The sequence below is a fragment of the Mesorhizobium sp. P2_D5 genome (assembly GCF_056404355.1).
In genome coordinates, this window is the sequence record NZ_JBFUEE010000003.1 from 150626 (window position 1) to 174282 (window position 23657).

A 23657-nucleotide genomic window follows, 5' to 3' on the forward strand; every position below is an offset into this window, starting at 1 on the left:
TCCGGCTCCGCCAGGAGCGTTCAGATGTCCTGGTTCTTATTGGTGAGACCGTGGACAAGCAGCATGACCAGGATGATCGCACCGAAGATCATCTCGCGCGCGGCAGCGGGCATCTGCATCACCGAAAGGATCGACGACAGAAGCGTGATGAAGATCGCACCGGCGAAGGTGCCGACATAGTTCCCTCGACCACCCTGAATGGAGGTTCCCCCGACCACCACAGCCGAGATGACCGGCATAAGATAAGGGTCGCCCATGCCCTGATAGGCCTGGTTGGTGTAGCCGAGCAGCAGGATAGCGCCGAAACTCGAAAACACTCCGGCAAGGACGAAGGTCGCCACTGTTACCAGACGCACCCGCGCCCCGGCAAGAAACACTGCACGTCGCGAATTGCCCAGTGCATAGAGGTAGTTGCCATAGACGGTACGCCGGAGCATCCAGACTGTGATCACGGCGACACCGAGCCATACGAGAAAGGCGTTGGGGATGCCGAAGGTCCGACCGATCGCCGCCTGCGTCGCCAGCCAGGGGACCTCGCCGTTGGGACGGCTGTTTCCGGTGTAGAAAACCGTGGCGCCAAGCAGCATGGCGTTGACCGCTAGCGTCCAGACCATCGCGGGTACGCGAAAAACGGCAACACCGATGGCGTTCAAGAGCCCAACACCCATCCCAAAGCATAGGCCCAGCGGAATTGCCAGGCTGGCGATCACGGGATTGGAGCTGCCAGAGGCCGAGATGACGACAATCGCCGTGCCAGTGATCGTCCACGGCACCGAAAGGTCGATCTCGCCCAGCAGGATCACCAGCATGGCACCGGTTGCGATGATACCAAGAAAGGCGGCGATCTGAAGCTGCTGTAGAATGTAGCCGGGCTTCAGGAAGCCGGGGTACAACAGCGAACCGCCCAACAGCAGAGCGACGCAGCCCAGCGCAATCAGCAGGACCGATACGTGGTCCCGGCTTAGCCAGCGACGGGATTTGTAGGACGTAGCGCTTCGTGCGGCTGCATCAGTCATCAGCGGTACAACTCAAGCCGGCTGCGCACCCGGAAAACGCCGAGCGCGCCGAGTGCAATTGCGGTTGCGAGGATCAATCCCTCGAAGAACGGTTGCGCCAACGGCGGCAGCCCGGAGAAGAACATCAGCGACGAGATCGTCTTGAGGATCAAAGCACCGATAACGGCGCCGATGGGGCTGCCGACGCCACCGCTCAACGCCACTCCGCCCAACACGATGGCGCCGATCGAGTTCAGCGTGTAGGACGGCGCGATATTGGGATCGCCAGTAAGCGTGACCATGCTGACATAGATGCCGGCAAGGGCCGCGATAAAGCCGCTGCTGCCGTAGGCGATGAGCTTGAGCCGGTTCACGCGAAGGCCGGTCATGTAAGCCGACTGTTCCGACGATCCGACAGCATAGAGGCCGAGACCGATGTCCGACCGGCGCAGAAGGACCATCAGAGCGACAAGAACGATGACAAGAATGATCGCCGAGACCGGGGCGCCCGCCACTGCATAGGTGAGCGCATCTGACATCGTCTCATTGATGCTGCCTCCGGGCGTAGGCCGCAGAAGCAGAGCGATGCCGCCGAAGATGCCACCCGTCGCAAGGGTGGTGACGATAGGCTGCACCCGGCCATAGACAACCACGATCCCATTCACCAGCCCGCAAGCCACCCCGACGGCCAGCACTGCAATCATACCAAGGGCAATCGAGGTCGGAGATCCATTGAGAAGGAACGAGGCCACCACGTTGGTCAGCGCAATAATAGACCCTACCGACAGATCGATTCCCTTGACCAGAACCACAAAGAACTGAGCGATCGCGGCAAGCCCAAGCAATGTCCCCTGGTTCGACCAGATGGTAACCACATAGGTTGAAAAGCCGCGTGGATGGATGGCTATATAGCCGGCGAAAAGTATCACCAGCGCGAGCGCAGCAATCGCTTCCTTTGCGTTTTGGCGTAGCCAGGTCATCATGCTCGGGCCTCAGCGTGAAGGTGCACGTTCATCGAGGCGGCGATGAGCGCATCGGCGGATAGCTGATCGCCCTTTAGTTCCTTGGCCACACTGCCCCGGTAGAAGACATAGACCCGGTCGCACAAGTGGATAAGTTCCTCATAGTCGGTCGATTGCAGGATCACAGCCATCCCCTCGGCCGCCAGGTCGGTGAGCAGCCTGTAGATCTGAGCCTTGGTCGGCAGGTCAATGCCGCGTGTCGGGTCCATCAGCAGCAGACATTTGGGCGACAACACCAGCCATTTGGCCAGCACCACCTTCTGCTGGTTGCCGCCCGACAGCGTCGAGACGGGGTCGTCGAGCGAACCGTAGGTCAGTGCCAGCCGTTCGATCAGTTCTTGGAGCCGGGCCTCGTTGTTGCCGTTCAGGTCGAGCAGGCCGAAGGGGGCGCGCCCGAGAAACGCCAAGCGCAGGTTTTGCGCCACCGACATGCTGGGGATCAACCCTTCGGTCTTGCGATCCTCAGGCACGAGCGCCAGACCGATATCGGATTGCTTCACCCTCGGCGGCTGCAGACCATTCAGTCGCTTGCCATTGAGCGTGATGCGGCCCGTCACGCCGCGCAGCACACCGAAGACAGCATGCATGACCTGCTGCTGTCCCTGCGCGTCCAAACCGCCGAGCCCGACGATTTCGCCGGCGCGCGCGGCAAGCGACACGTCGACAAGCTGGCTTTGCCAACTGACGTTCGACACATCCAGAACGATCGGCGCCGTGTCGGGCACAGGCGGGCGGCGCGGCGGAAACAGCTCTTCCAGCGAGCGGCCGATCATCAGGCCTACGATCTCATCGGTCGTGCGCGCGCCGACGTCGAAGGTCTCGATATGCTTGCCGTTGCGGAAGACGGATATGCGGTCGGCGATGGCGTCGACCTCGTGCATGCGATGCGAGATGAAAAGGATCGCGACGCCCTGCTCCTTCAGCATTCTGAGGACACCGAACACCGTTTCGACGAGTTCGCTGGTCAACGCCGAGGTCGCCTCGTCAAGGATAAGAAGCTTGGGCTTGCGGAACACGGCCTTGGCGATTTCCACAAGCTGGCGTTCGGACAGCGACAGGCCCGAGACTCGGGCGCCGAGCGGGATCGACTTGGCCCCTACGAGGTCCAGCGCCTCGCGCGCCTCACGATAAACGCCGCGCTCGATCAATCCCATCCGGGTGCGTGGGGCGGCAAGCACGATGTTGTCGCCGACCGAAAGGTGCGGCATCAGCGACAGTTCCTGGAACATGCAGACAGTGCCCTGTTCGGCCGCCTCGCGCGGCGAGGAAAAGCGCACCGTCTGCCCGCCGATGGAGATCGTTCCTGAGTCCGGCTGGATGACACCGGCCAACAATTTCATCAGTGTTGATTTGCCGGCGCCATTTTCGCCGAGAATGGCGTGCACGCGTCCCGGCTCGCAGCGGAAATCCACCATGGTCAACGCCGGAACGCCACCGTAGGATTTCGACACCGATTTCAGTTCAACATAGCGGTCGGCCATGCGCGCTCCCTGCCGTCGACCTAGCCGGCGCAGACGCCGGCCAGGTTCGTGTGTCATTGCCTAGTTGGCGTTATCGGCCGTCTGGCCGTTCAGCTCATCCGGCGTGAATACGGGGAAGCACTGCGGAAAGCCGGTGGCCGTGTAGAAGGTCTTAGGCAGGTTGGGGTAGAAATCCTGGCCCTCCGCCAGGTCCGCATTGTTCTTCTGCGGGATAGGCAGGAAAACCTTCTGGGGCAGCGCGTTGCCTTCCAGCAGCACGACCGAGGCCTCCAGCGCCATCGCGGCCAACGCCGGCGCCTGGGCGGCGGTGATCCCCGGGTACTTGCCTTTGTTGACCAGCATCCGCGTGCCGTTGCCGGCGTCGAAGCCGACCGGGACGACCGGGTGCTTCGCTGCGGCCAGCGCCTCGAGCGCGCCAACGGAGCCCTCCTGGACAACGATGCCGTCAAAATTGCCGTTGGTGGCGATGGCGTCGGACGTCACTTTCGACGCCGTACCCACGTCCCAGTCGCCCTCGACCTTGACCGCCTTTAGATCGGGGTACTTGGAGAAGACCTCGCTGAAGCCCGCTTGGTTGTCGCGGTCGACGCTGTTGCCGGGGACGCCATCGATTTCCAGAACCTGACCCGAAACATTGCCCTTCTTGGCCTTGATGCCATCGACCACGGCCTGCGCCTTGATCCGGCCCAGTTCGACCTGGTTTTCATTGATCTGCACGACCTGGTCGGAATCGAGGACGTTGTCATAGGTGACCAGCACCACACCGGCTTGCTTGGCACGCCTCACGACTGCGTCGAAGGCGGTGGGATTGACGGCATTGATGATCACGGCGTCGTAGCCGGCGGCGATGAAGTTGTCGATCGCAGAGATCTGCGCCGTGGAATCGTTGCCTACCGATATGATCTTCAGTTCGGACAGCTTGGACTTGTTCTCGGGACGGGCGCCCCAGGCTTTGGCGGTCTGGATGGAGTTGGCACGCCAATCGTTGCCGACATAGCCGTTGACCAAGGCAATCTTGTAGGGCCCGGACTTCTTCGGATACGAGATCACCGAAGCACTGTCTGGCGCAGAAGCGTAGCAGTCGGGCTTGTAGGTGTCCTGCGCCCAGGCGCTTGTGAACATTGCGGTGGATGCTGCAAGAGCGCCCATCATCAGAAGTGCAATACGTCTTTTCATTTCATTTTCCTCCCGTCTGTCGGCGACCATCGCCGGTTTTCAAATTGATCCCCCCGCAGTTACCGCCGCGGAGGCCGAATTCTTGGAATGAGCGCACATGGTCGGATCATGGGTTCTGCTGCCTTCAACGCCGGTTCAACGAGACGGCAATGATGATGATGGCTCCCTTGATCACCTCCTGGATGCTGGTGGAAAGACCGAGCACGAGAAGACCAAAGCCGAGAATTCCAATGAAGATTGCACCGACGACGGAACCGACAATTGATCCATAGCCGCCGAAGAGACTTGTCCCGCCTATGATCACGGCCGCGATGACGTCGAGTTCAAGACCCGCTCCCAGGCTGGGATTGCCGGCCGTCGAGCGGGCCGCGAGCATCATGCCTGCAAGGGACGCGGTCATGCCCGACAGGACAAAGGCAAAGATCTTGACGCCGTCCGTGCGCACTCCGGAAAAGCGGGCGGCTATGGCATTTCCGCCAGTCGCATAAACACGCCTGCCATAGGGCATCTGGTGCAAGAGATAGTAGCCGCCCGCGGTCAGGACGATGGTCCACCAGATTGGCGCCTGGATGCCTAGAAAACTGCCGTTCCAGAACAGGTTCGAAAAATCATCATCGACAATAGACACCGGCCGAGTGCCGGTGATCGTTAGTGCCAATCCGGAAAAGATGGAGAGCATGCCAAGCGTTACGAGAAACGAGGGAATGCGCAATTTTGTAACAAGGATGCCCGAGGTCGCTCCTATCGCCGCGCCGGCGCCCAGGACCAGAACTGCGGCGACATAGGTCGGGACATTCTGCTCGAGCAACAGCGCTCCGATCATCCCTGAAAAGCTGGCGAGGGATCCGACCGAGAGGTCGATTTCACCGCAGATGATCACGAACGTCATGCCGATCGCCATTGCGGAGACGATGGCTGTGATGCGCAAAACCGCGCCTGCAGTTGAGACAGAAGCGAAGTGGGGAGCAAACAGGACGAAATAGAGGGTGATAGCCAGGAAGATTACATAGGTGATGTGATCGCGTAAGAAATTCATTGCACTTGCGCGCAAGGGCATCGACGACTGGTTCATGCTGCAACTCCCTGGGCGCGTATGCTGGTTTGTCTGGCGGCCTCGGCCTGCAGCATCGCGCGAAGTCCTGTCTCGTCATGCGCTTGACCGATGCTGCGCGTGATCCGTCCATCCGCCATCACAAGAATGCGATCGGACAGATCCAGGAGTTCCTCGAGTTCCGAAGAAACGAGCAGCACGGCGACGCCTTCGCCGGCTGTACGACGCACAAGTTCGCGCATATCGCGCTTGGCATTGATGTCGACGCCCGAGGTGGGTTCGTCGAGGATCAACAGCTTCGGTTTCATTGCCAGCCATTTGGCGAAGACGATCTTCTGCTGATTGCCGCCCGAAAGTTCCTGGGCTTTCTGCAAGGGACCGCGACACAGGATATTGAGATCGTCTCGGCATTGTCTGAACAGAGCCGTCATCCGGGCCTTCGCCATCGGCCCGAACGGACCCGCCAGCGAGAAATCGGAAAGGCGGGGAAGCGAGAGGTTCTCCTCGATAGAGCGCCCGCCTACAAGACCTTCGAGCCGGCGGTCTTCCGGAACAAGCGCGATACCGGCAGCGATGGCCCCGGTGACACTGCCCAGCCGAACCGGTTCACCCGCGACGGCGATGTCGCCCGATACATCGGGAAGGACGCCGAACAAGGCCTTGGCCAAGGTCGACCGTCCGCTGCCGACAAGCCCGGCAAGGCCGACGATCTCACCTGGGTCGATCGAAAGCGATACGCCATCCAGCTTGCGTGACGTGGCAAGATTGCTGACTTCCAGGGCAGGGGTTCCCGCAGCCGTTGCCGGACGGCGCGTCGCGGGCGCTGCGGCGGCTGGCAAAGGCGTCTGGCCCTTTGGCCGCGACATCATCGCGGCGATATCTTCGATGGATGTCTTGCTCGGATCAAGCGGGCCAACCAGTCGTCCATCCTTGATGATCGAGATGCGATCCGAAAGCCGCAGCACATCGGCCATGCGATGGCTGATGTAGACGATGCCGATCCCGTTCTGCTTGAGCTGGCCGATGGTGCGAAAGAGCGTTTCCTCCTCGTGGATGGTCAGAGATGAAGTCGGCTCATCCATCACGAGCAGCTTGGCGCCCCGCGAAATCGCCTTGAGGATCTCGACCATCTGGCGTTGGGCGAAGGCCAGATCGCCCACCCGCGCCAAAGCGTCGAGTGAGAATGCATAGCGCTCGATCAAAGCCCGAGCGTCGCGAACCATTTTTCTGCTGTCGACACGCCGGCCAAAGGCGAGGGGCTCGCGAAGGATAAAGAGGTTCTCGGCAACCGAACGGTTCGGCAAGACGCTCAGTTCCTGGAAGATCATCGCGATCCCGCGATCGATCCTCTCTCGAAGCGACAAGGCGGTGACATCCTGTCCGTCAAACAGAATCCGGCCTTCATCCGTTCGATACGCTCCCATGAGAATCTTCATGAGCGTCGACTTGCCCGCGCCGTTTTCGCCGAGCAGTGCATGCGTTTCACCGGCCATGACATCGAACGAGATGTCCGAAAGAACGCGGTTGGCGCCAAACGACTTGCCGATGCGTTGCATCGTTACGATAGCGTTCTGGGACGTTGAAGTTGTCACTTCGGGCATGACGATTTCTCGATCGCTCGGGGAGCGCCGGCGGACTGCTGCGGCCCGCCGGCGAAAGAAGGAGCTAGAAGCACCCGCCGTTGCAGATTTTCACCACCGAAGCCGGCGCATCTTCCTTTGTGACCTGCTTGAGGGCACTGAGGAGGTCGAGCTTCTTGACGCGCAATGTCGGCACCGAAATGTATGGCGGGACCTCATGTCCAAGCAACGCAAGCGCGGCCGCCTTGGCCTCGGCGACGCCCTGGTCGTAGGGACGCTGCGCGCCTACGGCCAGAAATTCGCCACGCGCAACGTTCAGCGCGCTGTCCGCGGCGATGTCATTCGTGGTGACGACGATATCGCGTCCGAGTGTCTTGGCCGCGGCCACGACTTGCTGGGCAGGCGTGTCCCAGGCAACGAAAATGCCCTTCATGTCGGGATGCGCCGTCAACATGGCGGTGGCAACCTCGTAGGCCTTCTCCGGCGCGGTGAAGGTGCCGACATCCGCGACCTTGATGTCGGGATGTTCGCCGAAGGCCTTCAGTGCGCCGACCTTGCGGGCCGCAACGGAGTAGTAATAGTCATAAACCAGCGTGATGACGCCGACCTCGCCCTTGCCGCCAATCGCACTTACAAGTTCCTGCGCGGCGAAATAGGCGTTCTTCTCATTGTCGGAGGCGACGACGGACACATAGTCCTTGCCCGGCGCCATATCGACCGGGACATTGTCCATGAAAACCAGCTTGATGCCGGCCGCTGCCGCCTTCTTGTAAGCTTCGGATTCAGACTTCGGATCGATCGGGATCGAGAAGATCACATCCGGCTTACGGGCAATCATCTGCTCGAGATCGCTGATTTGCTGGCCGGGCTGGAACTTGGCGTCGGTGGTTCCGACAACTTCGATGCCAAAGTCCTTGAGTGTGTTGGTGATTCCGGCGACCTGCAACTGGGGCCAGCCCGCATCCATGGTATGCATCACCAGTCCTGCGGTGAACTTTCCGGCCTTGAGCTTGGCAAGGTCGTCGGCCGAAAATTTTAGCACATCTGGCGACACCGCCGGCGGGCCGTCCGGAAAGCCCGGGACGGGTTGGCCCCTCGGCGACAGGGGCAGCGGCTCGAGCAAGGCCTTTGCCTCAGGTGGAATGGTGTCATCGGCGATCGCCGAGGATGCGGCCATTCCTGACAGCGCCACGGCCAAAGCGGCCGCCATAACTCCACGATAGTGCATTTCATTCCTCCCGATCATATGAAACGGCCGTATCGGCCGGGTGGCGACCTGGCTGGTCGTGCTGGTTGGGCGGTGTCAGCGCCCGTAAGGCATCAATGCCGCCGTGGCGGCACCCGAGTAATTCACGTAGACCGTCTTCTTGCGCATGTAGCTCTCGAGCCCATGCACGCCGTCGTCACCGCCCAGTCCGCTTTCGCGGAAGCCGACATGGAAACCCTGCAGCATTTCCGGTCCAATCCGGTTGACGTAGATCTCACCGAACGAAACCTCGTTGACGGCGTTCATGACGCGGCTCAGATCATTGGTGAAAAGATAGGCCGACAGGCCATAGCGACTGGCATTGGTGATGCTGACCGCTTCCTCGAAGGTGTCGAAGGGCATGATCGGCACGACCGGGCCGAAGATTTCGCGCGTCATGATCGGCATGTCGGGCGTCACATCGGTCAATACGGTCGGATTGAGCCAGTAGCCGCCATCGATCGGCGCCTTGGTCGGGCGGCCACCGGCGAGAGCGAGCCTGGCGCCACCTGCGACGGCTTCGGCAAGAACCGCCTCGACCTTTTCCAACTCCTCACGGCTGACCTTGGGGCCGATATCGGTGTTTGCCTGCATCGGATCACCGACGACGAGCGACTTGGAGAATTCCACGAAGCGCGTGACGAACTGATCGTAAATCGAACGATGTACGAGCGTGCGTTCGTTGCAGATGCAGACTTGTCCGCAATTCATGTAGCGCGAGGTGGCTGCCGAACGCACTGCCAGGTCGAGATCGGCATCGGCCAGGACGATGAATGGCGCCTTGCCGCCGAGCTCCAGCGAAACCGGCGTCAGATTGCGCGAAGCGTTGGCCATGATGCGCTTGCCGGTCGGCACGCTTCCCGTCATGGTGATGAGGTCGATTCCGGGTTCCGTGCAGAGCACTTCGCCTATGGTTTCACCTCGTCCTGTTATGATGTTGACCACGCCGGCGGGCACGCCCGCTTCGACGAAGATGCGACCCATTTCGAGTGCCGATAGTGGCGTGTCTTCGTGCGGCTTGAGGACGATGGTGTCGCCGGCGATCATGGCGGGCGCCACCTTTCGGCTGACCAGGGCGCTCGGGTAATTCCACGGAATAATGGCGGCGACGACGCCTACAGGCACGCGCTGGATCCAGACCTGCTCTCCCGCATAGTCGGATGGCAGGATCTCACCTTGAATGCGACGGGCAAACTCGGCGTAGTAGTCGAAGAACTCGGCCGCGCCGCCGACTTCACCTATTGCTTCATTGATCGGTTTGCCTTGTTCCCTGACCACCACCTCGGCCAGGTGTCGGGCGTTCTGCCGGATCAAGACCGCGATCCGCTTCATGATCGCCGCACGGGCAAGAGGTGATTTGAGCCCCCAAGCCTTCTGCGCCTTGCGGGCGGCTTCTATCGCCTGGCGAGCCTGACCTGGGCTTGCCTCGGGCACGTCGACAAAGGCCTTGCCGTTGGCCGGATTGATCACCGGGCGCGTGCCGGCTTCGCCGGAGACAAACCTCCCGTCGATCAACATGAGATGGGACTTTTTGTCTTCTACAGCCATGGTTCAATCCGCTTCTGCGTGCGTTGCAGGCGTGCCGACGCCTAAGGGTTGGATTTTGCCGCGGCCATTTGGACCGCGAACTCGATCGCTTCGATAAGACTGTCCTCGTTGGCGATGCCCTTGCCGGCGATGTCGAAGGCCGTGCCGTGATCGACGGAGGTGCGGATGATCGGAAGGCCGAGCGTGACATTGACACCGGAGAGCGCCTTCCACTGACCGGTCGCGGGATCGACGTTGAAGCCGAGCAGTTTCACCGGGACATGGCCCTGATCGTGATACATCGCGACCACCGCGTCATACTGGCGGGCGCGCAACTTGACGAAAACCGTATCGCCCGGAACAGGCCCAAACACCGTAAAATCGGCGGGCGTGTAGGAAGCGACGACGGGGGTCGTGATGTCGATATCCTCACGACCGAAAATGCCGCCTTCGCCGGCGTGCGGATTGAGCGCGGCAATCGCAATGCGGGGATGGGCAATGCCAAGGCCGTGCAACGCCTCGACCGTCAACTGGATTACCCGCCGCAACCGAGGTTCGGTCAGTTTCGACGGAACCTGTGCGAGCGCTACGTGGGTCGAGACATGGCTGACGCGAAAGTCGCCATGGGCCAGCATCATCACGGAATCGCGGGCGCCTGTCAGATCTGCCAGCATGTCGGTGTGACCGGCATAGTGATAGCCGGCCAGATTGAGCGCTTCCTTGTTGAGGGGAGCCGTGACGATGCCTGCAATTGAACCGGCCTGTGCAAGGCGAACAGCTTTTTCGATCGCCAGATAGGCGAGGCGCCCGCCTTCGGCCGACATGACGCCCGTTTCAATGGGTGTCCGTTCGGGGCCGGCTTCGAGAAGGGCTACAGGCGGAAAAGTCCCAGCGGCGGAAGCCGACGGATCTTCCTCCTCGATGCGCCCGGAAATCGACTCCATTGCACGCATCGCGGTGACGCTGCCGATAATGAGAAGCGACAACGATCCTTCGGCAAGGCGCGGTTTCAGCCGTGCGCATGCCTTTGCGATGATCTCAGGGCCGATGCCCGCAGGATCACCCATTGTGATGCCGAGTCTTGGACCAGACATAAACGCCCCTAATCGGTCAATTGTGATCATCTTCTAATCCTTCTAACCATGAATGCGCAATAGTTTTCTTTTTCAGTCATTCGTAATCACCTGAATGGTGAAAATCCGGCTGTTTGCCTGCCTCTCCGTGGGTGCGATCCCGGTGTATTCGGCTGCTGAGACATCGTTTGACGCCATTTGACCGGCGGGGATGGACCCGCCGGTGCTTGGCCGGCGATTGTCTTGATCAGCGACGCGCGAGAGCCGCGAGCCTGCAGAGCAGGGCACTGTCGCCGAATGCGCCAGATTTCGAAATTGTGGCTAGCCCCTCGAAAACGCCGCCTTTGACTCTGGAAACCGGAAGCCCTGGCTCAATCTCGCATTCGACCGTGAGTTCGACGGCACCCAGGCTGTCGCACACCGATCGCAATGTTTCACCGCCAGTGACGAGCAAGGTGCCGGGCTTTGGCAAGCCCGCGAGAAGCGAGGCAAACACCTTGCCGATATGATCTGCCACGACGTGGCGATCGCCCGATGCAACGACGCTGACAGCCGACGGCTCCCCGCGCATCATCCGTTTCGCCAAACGCATTTTCGCTTTGTCGACGTCGTGTTCCACGACGATATGCGCATCTGCATGCCTGGCGGCAAAGAGGGCTACCTGTCCCGCCGTGACCTCATGATTTGTGCCGACAAGGGCCAGGAATGGGGCGGAAAACGCAGGAACAGGCTTGTGTGGCGCATTCATGTGCCGTGCAAGTGCCGCCGCCAAGCCGCCAGTACCGACCCACAACGTCGCGCCCTCCGGCACCGTCGCGACGATCTTGTCCAGGTCCGCATCCGTTTCGGCGTCATAGAGTGTGATGAAATCAACTGGGCGTGACCCTGGTGTTGAACGCCCAGCCGGAAAGCGCTGGCCTAGACCGGCAACAAGGTCGGGACCTACCATTTCGGGTTGATCGAGTCGCCATTGGCGCCCAAGGCGCGTAACACGTCCCTGAAATGGGAACGCAGGTGCCAGAACAACGCGCTGGTACGCCCCGTTGAGGATGCAGGCCTCGATTTCGGCGATGACGTGGCCGCGCAAGAGGCTGTCGATCTTCTTGAAACTCAGGTGTCCGGCGGCAAGCCATGGCGCAAGCGTCCGGTGTCGCTCGACGGCCGTCGCCACTGGCCCCTCCCGGGTGGCGGCATCGATAGCCATACGCCCCGCAAACGTACGGTCCAGCTGCCAGCTGACCCCAATGCCATTCCCAGGCGATGCGAAGGAAACCGCGCTGTCCAGGGCCCCGGTCAGGTCGTCCGCGACGACCCGGATATCCATAGCCTCAAGAGCGCTCAACTGAAGAACCCGAACGGCTGACGCGCACGACCCTGACGTCCACATCGAGCGTTCGAAGATTGGTGAGGTGAGCCTGATCGATGCCCTCGTCGGTAATGATCTGGTGGATGTCGGCCAGACGGCAGATGGTGCAAAAATTGGGCGCAGTGAACTTCGAATGGTCGGCAAGCACGACGACGCGGCGCGCCGCGGCGATCATCGCCTGCTTCATTGCCGCAACCTCCAGGGAGGTCTCCGTGAGCATGTCGCCGGTGATGGCATGCGTCCCCAGAATGGCTATGTCGGCGTGAATGGTTCGCAGGAAATTCTCGCCAGGCTGGCCGATAAGGGTCAGCGAACCAGGCTTGCAGGTGCCTCCAGGCATGACCAGGCGTACTTCCGGCACAGGTGCAAGGATCTGCGCGATCGCAAGGCTGTTGGTCACGGCCGTAAGCGGGATAGGCGCCGCAGCGATGGCGCGGGCGACTTCCAGAACGGTCGTGCTTGCGTCGAAAATGACGCTCTGGCCAGCTCGAAGCTCCGACATCATGGCAGCGCCTATGGCCTCTTTCTCGGCCCTGGCGAAATGCGCTGCAGTGGCGAGATCCGGCTCGAAGGTGGCCAGTTCCGTGCGTTGAAGCATCGCCCCGCCATGCGTTCGCTCCAACGCTCCTTGCCTTTCAAGCGTCTCGAGATCGCGACGGATCGTCGAAGGCGACGCGCCGATGAGATCGATGAGTTCCTGGACGCCGACGGCTCCTTCTCGTTTCAGGCATTCGAGAATGAAGGCGTGACGCTTGGCCGGAATCAGATCGACCCGTCCGCGCCCGCCGTCGTCTTCCCATGACCCGCCGGACACGACAGGCGCCATGTCCTCCGCCGCTGATTTTCGAACATTCCTTGCCACGTTCGCATCTCCGCATGGTGTCGCAACGCGCTCGCCTGAATCACAGCGCTCTGCATCGCGAATATCACGAATCCCTCAGGCGAGCCCAATGATTTGTCACCTTGGTGGGCGAATTGCTATCGTTTTTGGCTGACTTAGAATTATTTTGACTGATTTTGACCGCATATGGTAATCAAGTGTCGTCAATCGTCGTCATCTGGTGGTTGGAGAACGAGCAGTTCTGGTCAAAAAGTCTAAATGAATCAGCAATGCAAAGGGCCAGTGGGCTCCATTGCGAACCGGGTTGGAGGAACCATGTTTTTCTTGTCTAGGCTGAAATCGGCCGTCATCGGCGTCGCTGCTGCGGCCTTCTTGTCAACGGCGGCTGTCGCTGCCGACGGCCCCACGGTCGGCGTTGTCGTGCCGACCCTGGATGCGCAATTCTGGAACAGCTATGTCGCCTTCATGAAAAAGGGAGCGGATGAACTCGGCGTGAATCTCGTCGTGCTCAACGCCGACAACAAGCCCGACCAGATGGTCAAGTCGCTCGAGGATCTGGTGGCCCAGAAAGTCGATGGCATAATCTTCACGCCCTATTGGGCCACTGCCGCTCGTGGACTTACCTTGGCGAAGGAAGCCGACATACCGGTCATCCTCACTGACAGCTACCCGGATTTTTCGCCTCAAACCGAGCGTTTCCCAAACTACATCGCCTTTATCGGGCCGAGCGATGAAGACGCCGGATACCAAATGGCCAAGGCGCTGTTCGCTGCGATCAAGCCCGGGCCGGACGGTAAAAAAGTGATCGGCGTGGTCAACGGCACCGCCGGCACCTCGGTCGCCATTGATCGTCGCAAGGGTCTGGAAGACGCTCTCAAGGAAGCTCCCGATGTGCGTGTCGCTGGTGAGGTCGATGGCAATTTCGTCCGTGATACTTCGCAGACGGCATTTGAATCGCTCTTCCAGGGGAATCCGGAGATCACCGGCGTCTGGGCTGCGAACGGCGGCACTGCGACCGGCGTGATGGCCGCTCTCAAGAACCACGGGAAAACGCCGGGGAAGGAGGTCATGGTCGTCGGAATGGATCTCAACCCTGAGAATGTCGAAGCGGTAAAGTCCGGCGATCTGCTCTTCGACATCGGCGGTCATTGGCTTCAGGGCGGCTTCGCCCTTGTCGCCCTCTTCGACCAGATCAAGGGCGTTCCGGTTCCCGCGGGCGCTGACAATGTCAAGCTGAAGCTGCTGCCGTTGACCAAGGATCGCGTTGCGCAGTTTGAAAAGGACTTTCCGGGCGGAGTGCCCACCTATGATTTCCGACAGCACTCCCGCTTCTACAACAAGGACGCCAAGCCAGCCGTTTTCGAGATGCAATACAGCAACTGAACGCAAGGTTCGGCCTGCCTGCAACCGCACGGTTGCGGGCAGGCTTCTCCCAGGGCATTGGACGTATTCGATCCATGACGCTTACCGCGAGCGATCTGCGCAAGAGTTACGGCCAGACACGTGCCGTGGATGGCGTGTCGGTGGTGCTTCTGCCTGGTATGGTTCACGCCATCGTCGGCGAAAACGGAGCTGGCAAATCGACGACCCTGCGGATGCTCGCCGGTGCCGAACGGCCTGACAGCGGCGTGATGACGCTGGACGAAGCACGATATGCCCCACAGAGTGTCAGCGGTGCGGCGGCCCTTGGTGTGTCGCTTGTTTACCAGGAAATCACGATCAACCGGTCGTTGTCGGTTGCTGAAAACATCTTTATCGATCGCCTGCGAAGGTTCGCCGGTCGCCTCGGTCTCATCGATCGCAGACGTATGGAATCGGCGGCGCAAGCGATCCTCGAGCGGATCGGCGCGCAAATACCAGTCTCTGCAGACACAGGCCGCCTCAATCTCGGCGAGCTGAAATGCATCGAGATCGCCCGAGCTCTATCTACAAATCCGAAAATTCTCCTCCTCGACGAATCCACCGCCTATCTGGATCACCGCGAGGTTCAGGCGGTCCTTGGCGTCATCAACGAACTCAAGGTTCAGGGGATGACCGTAGCTTTCGTTTCTCATCATCTCGACGAGGTGCTTGCCGTCGCCGATGGACTGACGATCCTGAAGGATGGGCAATATGTCGGAACATATCGTACAGCCGAGATCGAGCCCAATGAGATTCATCGCCGCATGGTGGGACGCGACCTCGCGAAAGGTATCTATCCGTCTCGTCTGACGGCAGACCCAAGCAAGCCCGCGCGGGGCCCTGTTGTCTTCCAAGCCTGCGACGTGGCCGTTGGGCGCGAACTCAACGGCGTCAGCCTGGATGTTCATGCCGGCGAAATCCTCGGCCTTGCCGGATTGAAAGGCGCTGGCGCCGAAGCGCTGTTCGCAGCCATTTGCGGCGACCTGCCTTTAGGCCACGGCACGATGAGGCTTGCGGATGTTCCATTCGCGCCATCGAGCCCGACTGATGCTTGGCGGCAGGGCGTAGCCCATCTGCCCGGCGACCGTCACAATGAAGGGCTGATCGCTGAGTTCAGTGTCCTCGACAATCTGGTGATGGTCCGCCCGCCCCGGCATGGGCCATTCTTCGACCGCCCCGCTGCCATCGCCATTGCGGCCGATCTCATCACTCGGATCGGAATCAAGACGCAGAGCATCGACGCGTCCTGCCGTTCTCTCTCGGGAGGCAATCTGCAAAAGGTGGTGATTGGCAAATGCTTGGCCGTACAGCCACGCCTGCTCCTGCTCAACAACCCAACGCGCGGCGTCGACATCGGCGCTCGCACGGAGATCTATCGAATCATACGGCAGAAGGCGGCGGAAGGCCTCGCCGTGATCCTTTCTTCGGAAGACATGCCTGAACTGATCGGTATGTCGGACCGCTTGCTGGTGCTCCGGCAAGGACATGTCACGCATCGCATCGAGACTGCAGCCGATGCCACCGAACACGACATCATTGGACATATGGCCTGACCATGGACACAAACGAGACCGCGAGCACCGCCATGACGCCGAGCGCAAGCGGCGAAAAAATCCGCAGCGCGAGCAGCTTCGAACTCCTCAAGCGCACTTTTCCGCTCGCGATGCTCGTTCTGCTCGTCGTCATATTCTCTCTGTCGTCGCCGCGCTTTCTCACCTTCAGCAACTTTCTCATCGTGCTTCAGCAGGGCACTGTGCTGCTGGTCGCGGCGCTGGGCATGACCTTCGTCATCATGGCGGGCTCGATCGATCTTTCGGTCGGTTCAATCGTCGCCCTCGCGGCATTGGCAACGGCCTTGACGGCCGATCGTCTCGGCGCTGCGGCAATCATTCCGGCCATTGCTGTTGGTGCGGTTGCCGGTTTGATCAATGGCGTGCTCCTCGCCAAGGGCAAGGTCCCGTCCTTCATAGCCACCATGGGGGCGATGGTGGTGTATCGCGGCATCGTGCTTCTGTTCACCCGCGGCGCTCCAGTGTCGATAGACGACGAGCAATTCCTCAACGCCTATGCCGAACGTACTTTGGGCATTCCCAATTCGGTGATCATTGGCCTGGTGCTGATGGTCCTTGCCTATGGCATCATCAACAGGACGGTGTTCGGACGCGAGGTCCGCGCCATCGGCGGTGGGGAACGCGTCGCCATCTTGACCGGCATTCAGGTCGCCCGCGTGAAAATCTACATGTATGTGCTTCTCGGGGCCCTGTGCGGCATCGCGGGATTGCTGCAGGGCGCGCGCGCCATGGCCGCCACAGCGCAGCTCGGGGAAGGGCTTGAACTGGATGTCATTGCTGCCGTCGTGGTCGGCGGAACGCCTTTAACCGGAGGCGTGGGCAGTGTTGTTGGTACCGCGCTTGGCGTTCTGATCATCACGCTTCTGTCGAACGGCATGAACATGACCGGTGTCGATCCATACCTCCAGAATATCGTCAAGGGTACGGTTCTCGTTTGCGCAGTATTCGTCACCATCGATCGTAAGAAGATTGGCATCATCAAGTAGCGACAGACCGGCTTCGGAGGGATCGCTAATCATAGTAACTATCGTCGTCTTTCGCTTGTCTGGATCGATCCGGCCCGTCTAGCGTGCCTATCACAGCCGCAAGGCGACCTTCCTCCCTTCGTGGAATGCGTAGGGCGCCTGGCGTGGAGCGGCGGCATCGCCGACCTCCGTGAAAGGTTGCGATGTGCCTTTCAACTCTTTCGCCAGCCAATCCGCCGCCACGTTGGTGGTTGCGAGAACAAGGCAATCGCCCGGTACGAAACTTTCTTCACGGGTGTTGTGGTCGACGACGGTCACGCCGTCCCCGTGCCACTCCAGAACGCTGACGTCCACGAACCATTTGACGCCAAGCTGGCGCAATGTCCGTCGCAGCGGGAAATCGGCAGCTGTCCGCTGCAGTTCCTTGCCGACCAGCGGATCGGGCGTGAGAATGGTCACTTGATGGCCATCCTCGGCAAGTTTCCAGGCTGTGCCACCGCCGCGCCAGCCTCCGCCCTCGTCGAGCAAAAGCACGCGCTTGCCGGGTCGCGCATGGCGGGCCATCACGGCTTCGATCGAGAAGACATTGCCCTTTTCGATGCCTGGCAGGCTCGGCATTGCCGGCAGCGCCTTCTGAAATCCGGTTTCTGGAGACACCGACCCTGTGGCCAGGATGACGGTGTCGGCTTGGAATGAGGGGATTTCCGATGCCTCGACATAGGTGTTCAGCCGTATGTCGACATTCAGCTTGCTGAGCTGGCGCTCATACCAGCCAAGAAGGTCGAGGATTTGCCCCCGGCGCGGCTGCAGCCCGGCGAGCAGAAAGTTCCCGCCCAGTCTGCTGGAGGCTTCGGCCAGCACCACGTCGTGACCCCGTTCGGCGGCAACGCGTGCCGTCTCGAGGCCAGCGGGACCGCCGCCGACGACAAGTACCCGTTTTTTGATGGCGGCGGCCGTGAACCGGTCACCGCCCCATTCAAACTCGCGTCCTGCCGAGGGATTGATAAGGCAGCTGATCCAGTAGTCGCGTGAACGGCGGCCCCAGCACATCTGGTTGCAGGAAATGCACCCGCGCACATCGTCCGGCCGGTCTGCCGCGGCCTTGCGTGCCAGATGCGGGTCGGCGATCTGGCCCCGCACGATCGAGACCAGGTCCGCAGCCTTTTCGCCGAGCACCGTTTCGGCATTTTCAGGCGTCCTGATATGGCTCTCGGCCACCACGAGGGCCGTCTTGACCACGCCCTTGAGGGTCGCCGCAAGATCGGCGCCAAGTTTCTCCGGGTAGAGAAAAGTCGGCATTATCTTGTAGAAATCGAGGTAGCTGCCGGTTCCGCAGGTCACGTAGTCGATCAGCCCCTGCTCATCATGCAACCGAATGATCTCCGCCAGTTCCTGGCGACTGAGCGCGACTGTGTAGTCGGGCTCATCGCTGACCGAGAGCCCAACGATAAAATCTCGACCGCATGTTTCCCGGATGCGGGTCAGGATCTCGCGGGAGATCCGTGTGCGGTTTTCGAGCGAGCCTCCCCATTGGTCTTCGCGTTGGTTTGTCCAGGGCGTCCAGAATTGATCGATCAGCCCGACATAGGCAGCCCAGACTTCGACACCATCGAAACCGGCTTCCCGGCAGCGGCGCGCGGCCTGAACGAAGCCGTCGATGGTCTCCCAGATCTCATCCTGCGACATAGCGTGGGAACCGTCGCTGTCATGGTAGCTCGGAAGGCCCGAGGGCGACCAATGTGCGTGAAATGAGTTGTCCGAATCGCCATGCGCACCGACGTGGTAGAGTTGCTGGATGGCGATCGCCCCGTGGTCCTTGATCGCCCGCGTGACCTGTTGGAAATGAGGAATGACGCTATCGTCGCCAGGTCGGAAATTGCCGCGTGTCAGCACGGCGGCTTGATGGACGGGCATGGGTTCGACAACAATCATGCCGGCCCCGCCAATCGCTCGTTCGGCATAGTAGGCAACGTGCCGTTCGGTCGGCACGCCATTTTCGGCCATGTTGGCGGTGTGAGCCCCGAACACGATCCGGTTTCGCAGGGTGCGACTGCCCAGCGTTACAGGTGAAAACAGATGCGGAAAGAGTTTTGACATTGTACATCACCTGCGGGTCGGAGGACGGCAAACCGCCTCGTGTGGCAATCAGGAGGCTTGTCCCATACTCACGGATTTCTGAAGCGCTGCAGCAAGTCCGTCTGCCACGGTCGCTTCAAATCCGGCTGCGCGCATGGCCTCGATTGCTGCTGCGGTGGTGCCGCGGTAGTCGAGGAAGGTCTGGACGATGTCTTTGGGATTGTCTGCGCGAGCCTCGAGGAGTTTTCCCGCTCCAACCAGCACCGCGCTGACGCTCCTTCGGGCAATGTCCGGGCTTATTCCTCGACCGACGGCATCGTCCATCATCGCTGCGGCAAGGAGGGCCGGAAAGGCCGGGCCGGATCCGGTGAGGCCCGTCAGATAGTCGATATCTGCTTCACTTTTGACTTCATCGGCGGCGCCACAGGCCTCCAGAATCCGACGGGCGACATCGCGGTCATCCGCAGTGACACCCCGAGAACCTATCCAGGGAGTATAGGAATTGCGCACCTCTGCCGCAGCATTCGGAAGCGTGCGCACGACGCGTTCGGTCTTGAGACGTCGAGCCAGTTGGTCGAGAGGCACTCCGGCCATGACCGACATGGCGAGCTTGCCATACGCAGAGATGTCGATGGCAGGCCAGTCCTGGGGGCGGACCGATACGATGATGACATCGGATCGGTCGGCCAGTTCCTGATTGTCCCTGGTCCATGTGGCGTTTGGCAGAAAGCCGGGTTGCCCGCTTCTGTAAGAAAGCGTGAGGTGCTGAGCGGCGACTATCTGTGCATCGATGATGGCCTCGGCGATGGCCCGTCCAAGCCAGCCACCTCCGCCAATTATTCCGATGCTCAAGGGTTCGCCCATCGTCGAAACTCTTCCTCAACCCGCGGAATGGCCATGTCTGGCGAAGAACCGATCCAGCTCCCGCTTCTGTGGGGCCTCGCCCGTAAAAATCTCAACGTACCCGGGAATGCGCTTCATGCGGACCGCGAGATCTTCCCTGGTCTGCATTGAGATGTAGCCGATCTGGACGAGGTAGATGGTGCGCGCTCGAACATCGGCCGAGCCTTCTTCGTAGCCATACCGGACGAACATCTGGCTCATTGCATCGAGGCGCGTCTGATCGGCTGTCTGTACCTCCGCCAGGATCTCGGGAGATTGAAGCGCCCAGCTTCTGACTGCGAACTCGAACTGGGAGTCGAACAAGGTCTTGTCGAGCCAGCAGTCGAAAACGTTCAGCATCGCTTCGGCCACTGTCTCGGCATAGGCCTCAGCCTGCTTGACGAGGTTGCCGGTATTCTTATCCCGCCATCGGATCAATAGGGCCGCCAACAGTTCTTCTCGATCCTTGAAGAACCAATAGAAGCTGGTGCGGGACAGGCCCAGCTTCTTGGCCAAGGGCGAAATTCTCACGGTGTCGACGCCGGATTCGAGAAGCAAGTCGTAGGCGGCTTCAAGCCACCCCTCCGGCGATCCGCGCCATCCGCTGTCGTTCGAAATTTGCTCCATGAGCGACCAACCTAACAAAACGCAAAAGTGAAAACCAGCAAAATGTACACCTATGTCGATTTGATCGACCTATGAGAACTCAAACTTGACATATCTGTACATTTTCAAATAGCGTTTGCACCTGCCACCCCAGTCCGGAGTCCGTCAGATGTCGAACGATCCCCTTTTGCAGCCGTACAAACTCAAGCATTTGACCCTTCGCAACCGCATCATCGTGACGTCCCACGAGCCGGCCTATCCGGAGGATGGGATGCCGAAGGAGCGCTATCTTGCTTACACGGTGGAGCGGGCGAAAGGCGGTGTGGCGATGACGATGACGGCCGGGTCGGCGGCGGTCTCGAAGGACAGCCCCCCGGTTTTCAACAACCTGCTCGCCTACAAGGACGAGATCGTACCGTGGATCAAGCAAATGACCGATGCGGTGCACGAAGAGGGCGCCGCCATCATGATCCAGCTGACCCATCTCGGACGGCGCACCCGCTGGGACAAAGGCGATTGGCTGCCCGTTGTGGCTCCGTCCCATCATCGCGAAGCCTCACACCGAGCGTTTCCCAAGAAGATTGAAGACTGGGATATCGAGCGCATCATCAAGGACTTCGCAGACGCCGCCGAACGGATGAAGGCAGGCGGGATGGATGGCGTCGAGCTCGAGGCCTACGGCCACCTGCTCGAACAGTTCACGTCTCCCCTCACGAACGAACTTGACGGTCCTTATGGCGGTTCGCTCGATAATCGCATGCGCTTCTGCATGGATGTCTTGAAGGCGATCCGGTCACGGGTGGGCGAGGACTTCATCCTGGGCGTGCGATACACTGCGGATGAATGTCTCCCCGGCGGCACTGGCAAGTCGGAAGGCCTTGAAATCTCCAAACGCCTCAAGGAAAGCGGACTTATCGATTACCTCAACGTGATCCGCGGCCACATCGACACCGACGCGGGCCTGACGGACGTCATTCCGATTCAGGGAATGGCGAACGCCCCACACCTTGATTTTGCGGGCGAGATTCGTGCCGCGACCAACTTTCCGACCTTCCATGCGGCGAAAATTCCGGATGTGGCGACTGCGCGCCACGCGATCGCGTCGGGCAAGGTCGACATGATCGGCATGACGCGCGCTCACATGACCGACCCACACATCGTGCGGAAGATCATCGAAAAGCGCGAAGACGAAATCAGGCCCTGCGTCGGCGCCAACTATTGCCTTGACCGCATCTATCAGGGCGGGGCGGCATACTGCATTCACAACCCCGCCACTGGTCGCGAGCTGACCATGCCGCACATTGTCGCCAAGGCCGAGACCCGCAAGAAGATCGTCGTCGTCGGTGCAGGTCCGGCCGGCCTCGAGGCCGCCCGCGTGGCGGGTGAGCGGGGACACCAGGTTGTGGTGTTCGAAGCCGCGAGCGGACCGGGAGGACAAATCCGCCTGACAGCACTGAGCCCACGCCGCAAGGAGATGATGAGCATCATCGATTGGCGCATGGCCCAGTGCGAAAAACACGGCGTGAGCATCCAGTTCAATAGCTGGGCGGAAGCCGAAACCATCGAGGCTGAAAACCCGGACGTCGTCATCATTGCCACGGGCGGGGTGGCGCACACCGACGTCCTTTCGAAGGGCAACGAGTTGGTGGTGTCTTCGTGGGACATCATCTCCGGAGACGTGAAGCCGGGAACCAATGTCCTCATCTACGACGACGCGGGTGACCACGCGGCACTCCAGGCCGCGGAATTTCTCGCGGGCGCCGGAGCGAAGGTTGAAATCATGACGCCGGACCGGTCCTTCTCACCCGAGGTCATGGCAATGAACCTCGTGCCGTACATGAGGTCGCTTCAAAAACTCGATGTGACCTTCACAGTCACGTATCGGCTGGAGTCTGTTGAAAAGAACGGCAACCAGCTCATTGCCCATGTCGGCAGTGACTATGGCGGCGTGTCCAAACAGCGCATCGTGGATCAGGTTGTCGTCAATCACGGCACCATTCCGCTCGACGACATCTATTTCGAACTGAAACCGAAATCGACCAACCACGGCGAGATTTCGCACGATGAACTCATCACCGGACAACCGCAGTCGGTGGTGCGCAATGCGCAGGGCCAGTTCCAACTCTTCCGCATCGGCGACGCCGTTTCAGCTCGCAACACCCACGCTGCGATTTACGACGCACTTCGCTTGGCGAAAGATATCTGATTGGCGAGGCGGACAAATGCGTCCGCTCAATCACGACAAGGGTTGGCCCGGTGTCACCAGGCCACCCCAGCGACGTTGCAACTGTCGTCAACCGGCGGTTCGTACGGAATCGTACCGTCGATTGATCTGCATCTTGGACGAGATCAAAATGAGCCGGAGGTGATCATGGGGAAGGAGCCACATGAGCATCGCCAGACGCACAACAGGACCTGTCGGCACTGCCAGGGACTTTCTGGCGGTAAAGCTGGCAAGTTCGCGATACGGCGATATCGTCTCTGTCAAAGCGGCAATCAAGACAACTCGCAGGGACGCGCCTTATCTGCAGGATACAGATGACGAGTTGACGGAGGAGATCGTCGACTTGGCTAGGGAACTGGGACTGGCCGTCCTTTTTGACGCTCGCGATTGATCGATTGCCACTGGCTCCGCCAGCCCCCCGGTGCCGGTCGGTGCGAAATCGGCAATTGGCTCATGGCCAACCCGGAAGGTGGAACACCGAGTAGACTCTCATGGTCTCGACCGGCCCGGCCTGGCGGTACCAAAGATTGATTCCTTCCCAGCGGTTTCCGGCTCTTGTCGAAGCATCCCAGCG

19 protein-coding genes are annotated in these 23657 nt (G+C 60.4%); 5 read left to right on the plus strand and 14 right to left on the minus strand.

Annotation, left to right across the window (positions count from 1 at the left end):
- Window positions 1–20: 20 nt before the first annotated feature.
- From AC1DYW_RS13890 to AC1DYW_RS13940, 11 genes are all read right to left on the minus strand, one after another.
- Window positions 21–1016 (minus strand): ABC transporter permease, encoded by a 996-nt coding sequence (locus tag AC1DYW_RS13890; protein WP_477226575.1) that lies wholly within the window; start codon window positions 1014–1016, stop codon window positions 21–23.
- The gene (locus AC1DYW_RS13895; protein ID WP_477226576.1) at window positions 1016–1978 is read right to left on the minus strand and encodes an ABC transporter permease; all 963 of its coding nucleotides are present in this window, start codon (window positions 1976–1978) and stop codon (window positions 1016–1018) included. Before AC1DYW_RS13895 ends, AC1DYW_RS13890 begins: the two co-directional genes overlap by 1 nt.
- On the minus strand, window positions 1975–3498 hold the full coding sequence (locus tag AC1DYW_RS13900) for a sugar ABC transporter ATP-binding protein (RefSeq protein ID WP_477226577.1): 1524 nt from the start codon (window positions 3496–3498) through the stop codon (window positions 1975–1977). The genes AC1DYW_RS13895 and AC1DYW_RS13900 overlap by 4 nt, the downstream gene beginning before the upstream one ends.
- Before the next feature lie 60 nt (window positions 3499–3558).
- Window positions 3559–4674 (minus strand): sugar ABC transporter substrate-binding protein, encoded by a 1116-nt coding sequence (locus AC1DYW_RS13905; protein WP_457154889.1) that lies wholly within the window; start codon window positions 4672–4674, stop codon window positions 3559–3561.
- A gap of 124 nt (window positions 4675–4798) precedes the next feature.
- Window positions 4799–5746 carry an ABC transporter permease gene (locus AC1DYW_RS13910; protein WP_477226578.1) on the minus strand — a complete coding sequence of 316 codons (948 nt, stop codon included), beginning with the start codon at window positions 5744–5746 and terminating at the stop codon, window positions 4799–4801.
- Window positions 5743–7326, minus strand: a complete 1584-nt coding sequence (locus AC1DYW_RS13915; protein WP_477226579.1) for a sugar ABC transporter ATP-binding protein — start codon at window positions 7324–7326, stop codon at window positions 5743–5745. The genes AC1DYW_RS13910 and AC1DYW_RS13915 overlap by 4 nt, the downstream gene beginning before the upstream one ends.
- A 64-nt stretch (window positions 7327–7390) precedes the next feature.
- Window positions 7391–8533 carry a substrate-binding domain-containing protein gene (locus AC1DYW_RS13920; RefSeq protein ID WP_477226580.1) on the minus strand — a complete coding sequence of 381 codons (1143 nt, stop codon included), beginning with the start codon at window positions 8531–8533 and terminating at the stop codon, window positions 7391–7393.
- A gap of 75 nt (window positions 8534–8608) precedes the next feature.
- Window positions 8609–10099 carry an aldehyde dehydrogenase gene (gene aldA, locus AC1DYW_RS13925; protein WP_477226581.1) on the minus strand — a complete coding sequence of 497 codons (1491 nt, stop codon included), beginning with the start codon at window positions 10097–10099 and terminating at the stop codon, window positions 8609–8611.
- A gap of 41 nt (window positions 10100–10140) precedes the next feature.
- Window positions 10141–11172 carry a 4-hydroxythreonine-4-phosphate dehydrogenase PdxA gene (pdxA, locus tag AC1DYW_RS13930; RefSeq protein WP_477226582.1) on the minus strand — a complete coding sequence of 344 codons (1032 nt, stop codon included), beginning with the start codon at window positions 11170–11172 and terminating at the stop codon, window positions 10141–10143.
- Between the two features lie 226 nt (window positions 11173–11398).
- On the minus strand, window positions 11399–12538 hold the full coding sequence (locus AC1DYW_RS13935; RefSeq protein WP_477226583.1) for a four-carbon acid sugar kinase family protein: 1140 nt from the start codon (window positions 12536–12538) through the stop codon (window positions 11399–11401).
- Window positions 12480–13379 carry a DeoR/GlpR family DNA-binding transcription regulator gene (locus AC1DYW_RS13940; protein ID WP_477226584.1) on the minus strand — a complete coding sequence of 300 codons (900 nt, stop codon included), beginning with the start codon at window positions 13377–13379 and terminating at the stop codon, window positions 12480–12482. The genes AC1DYW_RS13935 and AC1DYW_RS13940 overlap by 59 nt, the downstream gene beginning before the upstream one ends.
- Before the next feature lie 237 nt (window positions 13380–13616).
- On the opposite strand from AC1DYW_RS13940, the gene AC1DYW_RS13945 reads away from it, so the two are divergent.
- The 3 genes from AC1DYW_RS13945 to AC1DYW_RS13955 all read left to right on the plus strand — a co-directional run bounded on the left by AC1DYW_RS13945 (window position 13617) and on the right by AC1DYW_RS13955 (window position 17316).
- On the plus strand, window positions 13617–14741 hold the full coding sequence (locus AC1DYW_RS13945) for an ABC transporter substrate-binding protein (RefSeq protein ID WP_477226585.1): 1125 nt from the start codon (window positions 13617–13619) through the stop codon (window positions 14739–14741).
- A gap of 74 nt (window positions 14742–14815) precedes the next feature.
- Entirely contained in the window at window positions 14816–16312 is a 1497-nt protein-coding gene (locus tag AC1DYW_RS13950) for a sugar ABC transporter ATP-binding protein (protein ID WP_477226586.1), read from the plus strand.
- A 2-nt stretch (window positions 16313–16314) separates the two neighbouring features.
- Window positions 16315–17316, plus strand: coding sequence for an ABC transporter permease (locus tag AC1DYW_RS13955; protein ID WP_477226587.1), 1002 nt, complete (start codon window positions 16315–16317; stop codon window positions 17314–17316).
- Window positions 17317–17406: 90 nt separating this feature from the next.
- Here AC1DYW_RS13955 and AC1DYW_RS13960 read toward each other — a convergent pair whose 3' ends face one another.
- The 3 genes from AC1DYW_RS13960 to AC1DYW_RS13970 are packed head-to-tail and all read right to left on the minus strand — an operon-like array spanning window position 17407 to window position 20880.
- Complete coding sequence (locus tag AC1DYW_RS13960; protein ID WP_457154038.1) at window positions 17407–19392, minus strand: oxidoreductase; 1986 nt, start codon at window positions 19390–19392, stop codon at window positions 17407–17409.
- Window positions 19393–19440: 48 nt separating this feature from the next.
- Window positions 19441–20235, minus strand: a complete 795-nt coding sequence (locus tag AC1DYW_RS13965) for a pyrroline-5-carboxylate reductase family protein (protein ID WP_477226588.1) — start codon at window positions 20233–20235, stop codon at window positions 19441–19443.
- A gap of 15 nt (window positions 20236–20250) precedes the next feature.
- Window positions 20251–20880 carry a TetR/AcrR family transcriptional regulator gene (locus tag AC1DYW_RS13970; protein WP_457154040.1) on the minus strand — a complete coding sequence of 210 codons (630 nt, stop codon included), beginning with the start codon at window positions 20878–20880 and terminating at the stop codon, window positions 20251–20253.
- A gap of 148 nt (window positions 20881–21028) precedes the next feature.
- Between AC1DYW_RS13970 and AC1DYW_RS13975 the strand changes: the two genes are divergently transcribed.
- Together AC1DYW_RS13975 and AC1DYW_RS13980 are read left to right on the plus strand one after the other, a co-directional pair.
- Window positions 21029–23065 (plus strand): oxidoreductase, encoded by a 2037-nt coding sequence (locus AC1DYW_RS13975; protein ID WP_477226589.1) that lies wholly within the window; start codon window positions 21029–21031, stop codon window positions 23063–23065.
- A 181-nt stretch (window positions 23066–23246) separates the two neighbouring features.
- Window positions 23247–23474 carry a hypothetical protein gene (locus tag AC1DYW_RS13980; protein WP_477226590.1) on the plus strand — a complete coding sequence of 76 codons (228 nt, stop codon included), beginning with the start codon at window positions 23247–23249 and terminating at the stop codon, window positions 23472–23474.
- Window positions 23475–23657 lie beyond the last annotated feature (183 nt).

Coding starts and splice junctions, on each gene's coding strand:
- AC1DYW_RS13900 (WP_477226577.1), bottom strand. CDS start 3,498: ATGGCCGACCGCTATGTTGAACTGAAATCGGTGTCGAAATCCTACGGT.
- AC1DYW_RS13960 (WP_457154038.1), bottom strand. CDS start 19,392: ATGTCAAAACTCTTTCCGCATCTGTTTTCACCTGTAACGCTGGGCAGT.
- AC1DYW_RS13945 (WP_477226585.1), top strand. CDS start 13,617: ATGAATCAGCAATGCAAAGGGCCAGTGGGCTCCATTGCGAACCGGGTT.
- AC1DYW_RS13935 (WP_477226583.1), bottom strand. CDS start 12,538: ATGTGGACGTCAGGGTCGTGCGCGTCAGCCGTTCGGGTTCTTCAGTTG.
- aldA (WP_477226581.1), bottom strand. CDS start 10,099: ATGGCTGTAGAAGACAAAAAGTCCCATCTCATGTTGATCGACGGGAGG.
- pdxA (WP_477226582.1), bottom strand. CDS start 11,172: ATGTCTGGTCCAAGACTCGGCATCACAATGGGTGATCCTGCGGGCATC.
- AC1DYW_RS13910 (WP_477226578.1), bottom strand. CDS start 5,746: ATGAACCAGTCGTCGATGCCCTTGCGCGCAAGTGCAATGAATTTCTTA.
- AC1DYW_RS13920 (WP_477226580.1), bottom strand. CDS start 8,533: ATGCACTATCGTGGAGTTATGGCGGCCGCTTTGGCCGTGGCGCTGTCA.
- AC1DYW_RS13915 (WP_477226579.1), bottom strand. CDS start 7,326: ATGCCCGAAGTGACAACTTCAACGTCCCAGAACGCTATCGTAACGATG.
- AC1DYW_RS13895 (WP_477226576.1), bottom strand. CDS start 1,978: ATGATGACCTGGCTACGCCAAAACGCAAAGGAAGCGATTGCTGCGCTC.
- AC1DYW_RS13905 (WP_457154889.1), bottom strand. CDS start 4,674: ATGAAAAGACGTATTGCACTTCTGATGATGGGCGCTCTTGCAGCATCC.
- AC1DYW_RS13890 (WP_477226575.1), bottom strand. CDS start 1,016: ATGACTGATGCAGCCGCACGAAGCGCTACGTCCTACAAATCCCGTCGC.
- AC1DYW_RS13965 (WP_477226588.1), bottom strand. CDS start 20,235: ATGGGCGAACCCTTGAGCATCGGAATAATTGGCGGAGGTGGCTGGCTT.
- AC1DYW_RS13980 (WP_477226590.1), top strand. CDS start 23,247: ATGAGCATCGCCAGACGCACAACAGGACCTGTCGGCACTGCCAGGGAC.
- AC1DYW_RS13950 (WP_477226586.1), top strand. CDS start 14,816: ATGACGCTTACCGCGAGCGATCTGCGCAAGAGTTACGGCCAGACACGT.
- AC1DYW_RS13975 (WP_477226589.1), top strand. CDS start 21,029: ATGTCGAACGATCCCCTTTTGCAGCCGTACAAACTCAAGCATTTGACC.
- AC1DYW_RS13970 (WP_457154040.1), bottom strand. CDS start 20,880: ATGGAGCAAATTTCGAACGACAGCGGATGGCGCGGATCGCCGGAGGGG.
- AC1DYW_RS13955 (WP_477226587.1), top strand. CDS start 16,315: ATGGACACAAACGAGACCGCGAGCACCGCCATGACGCCGAGCGCAAGC.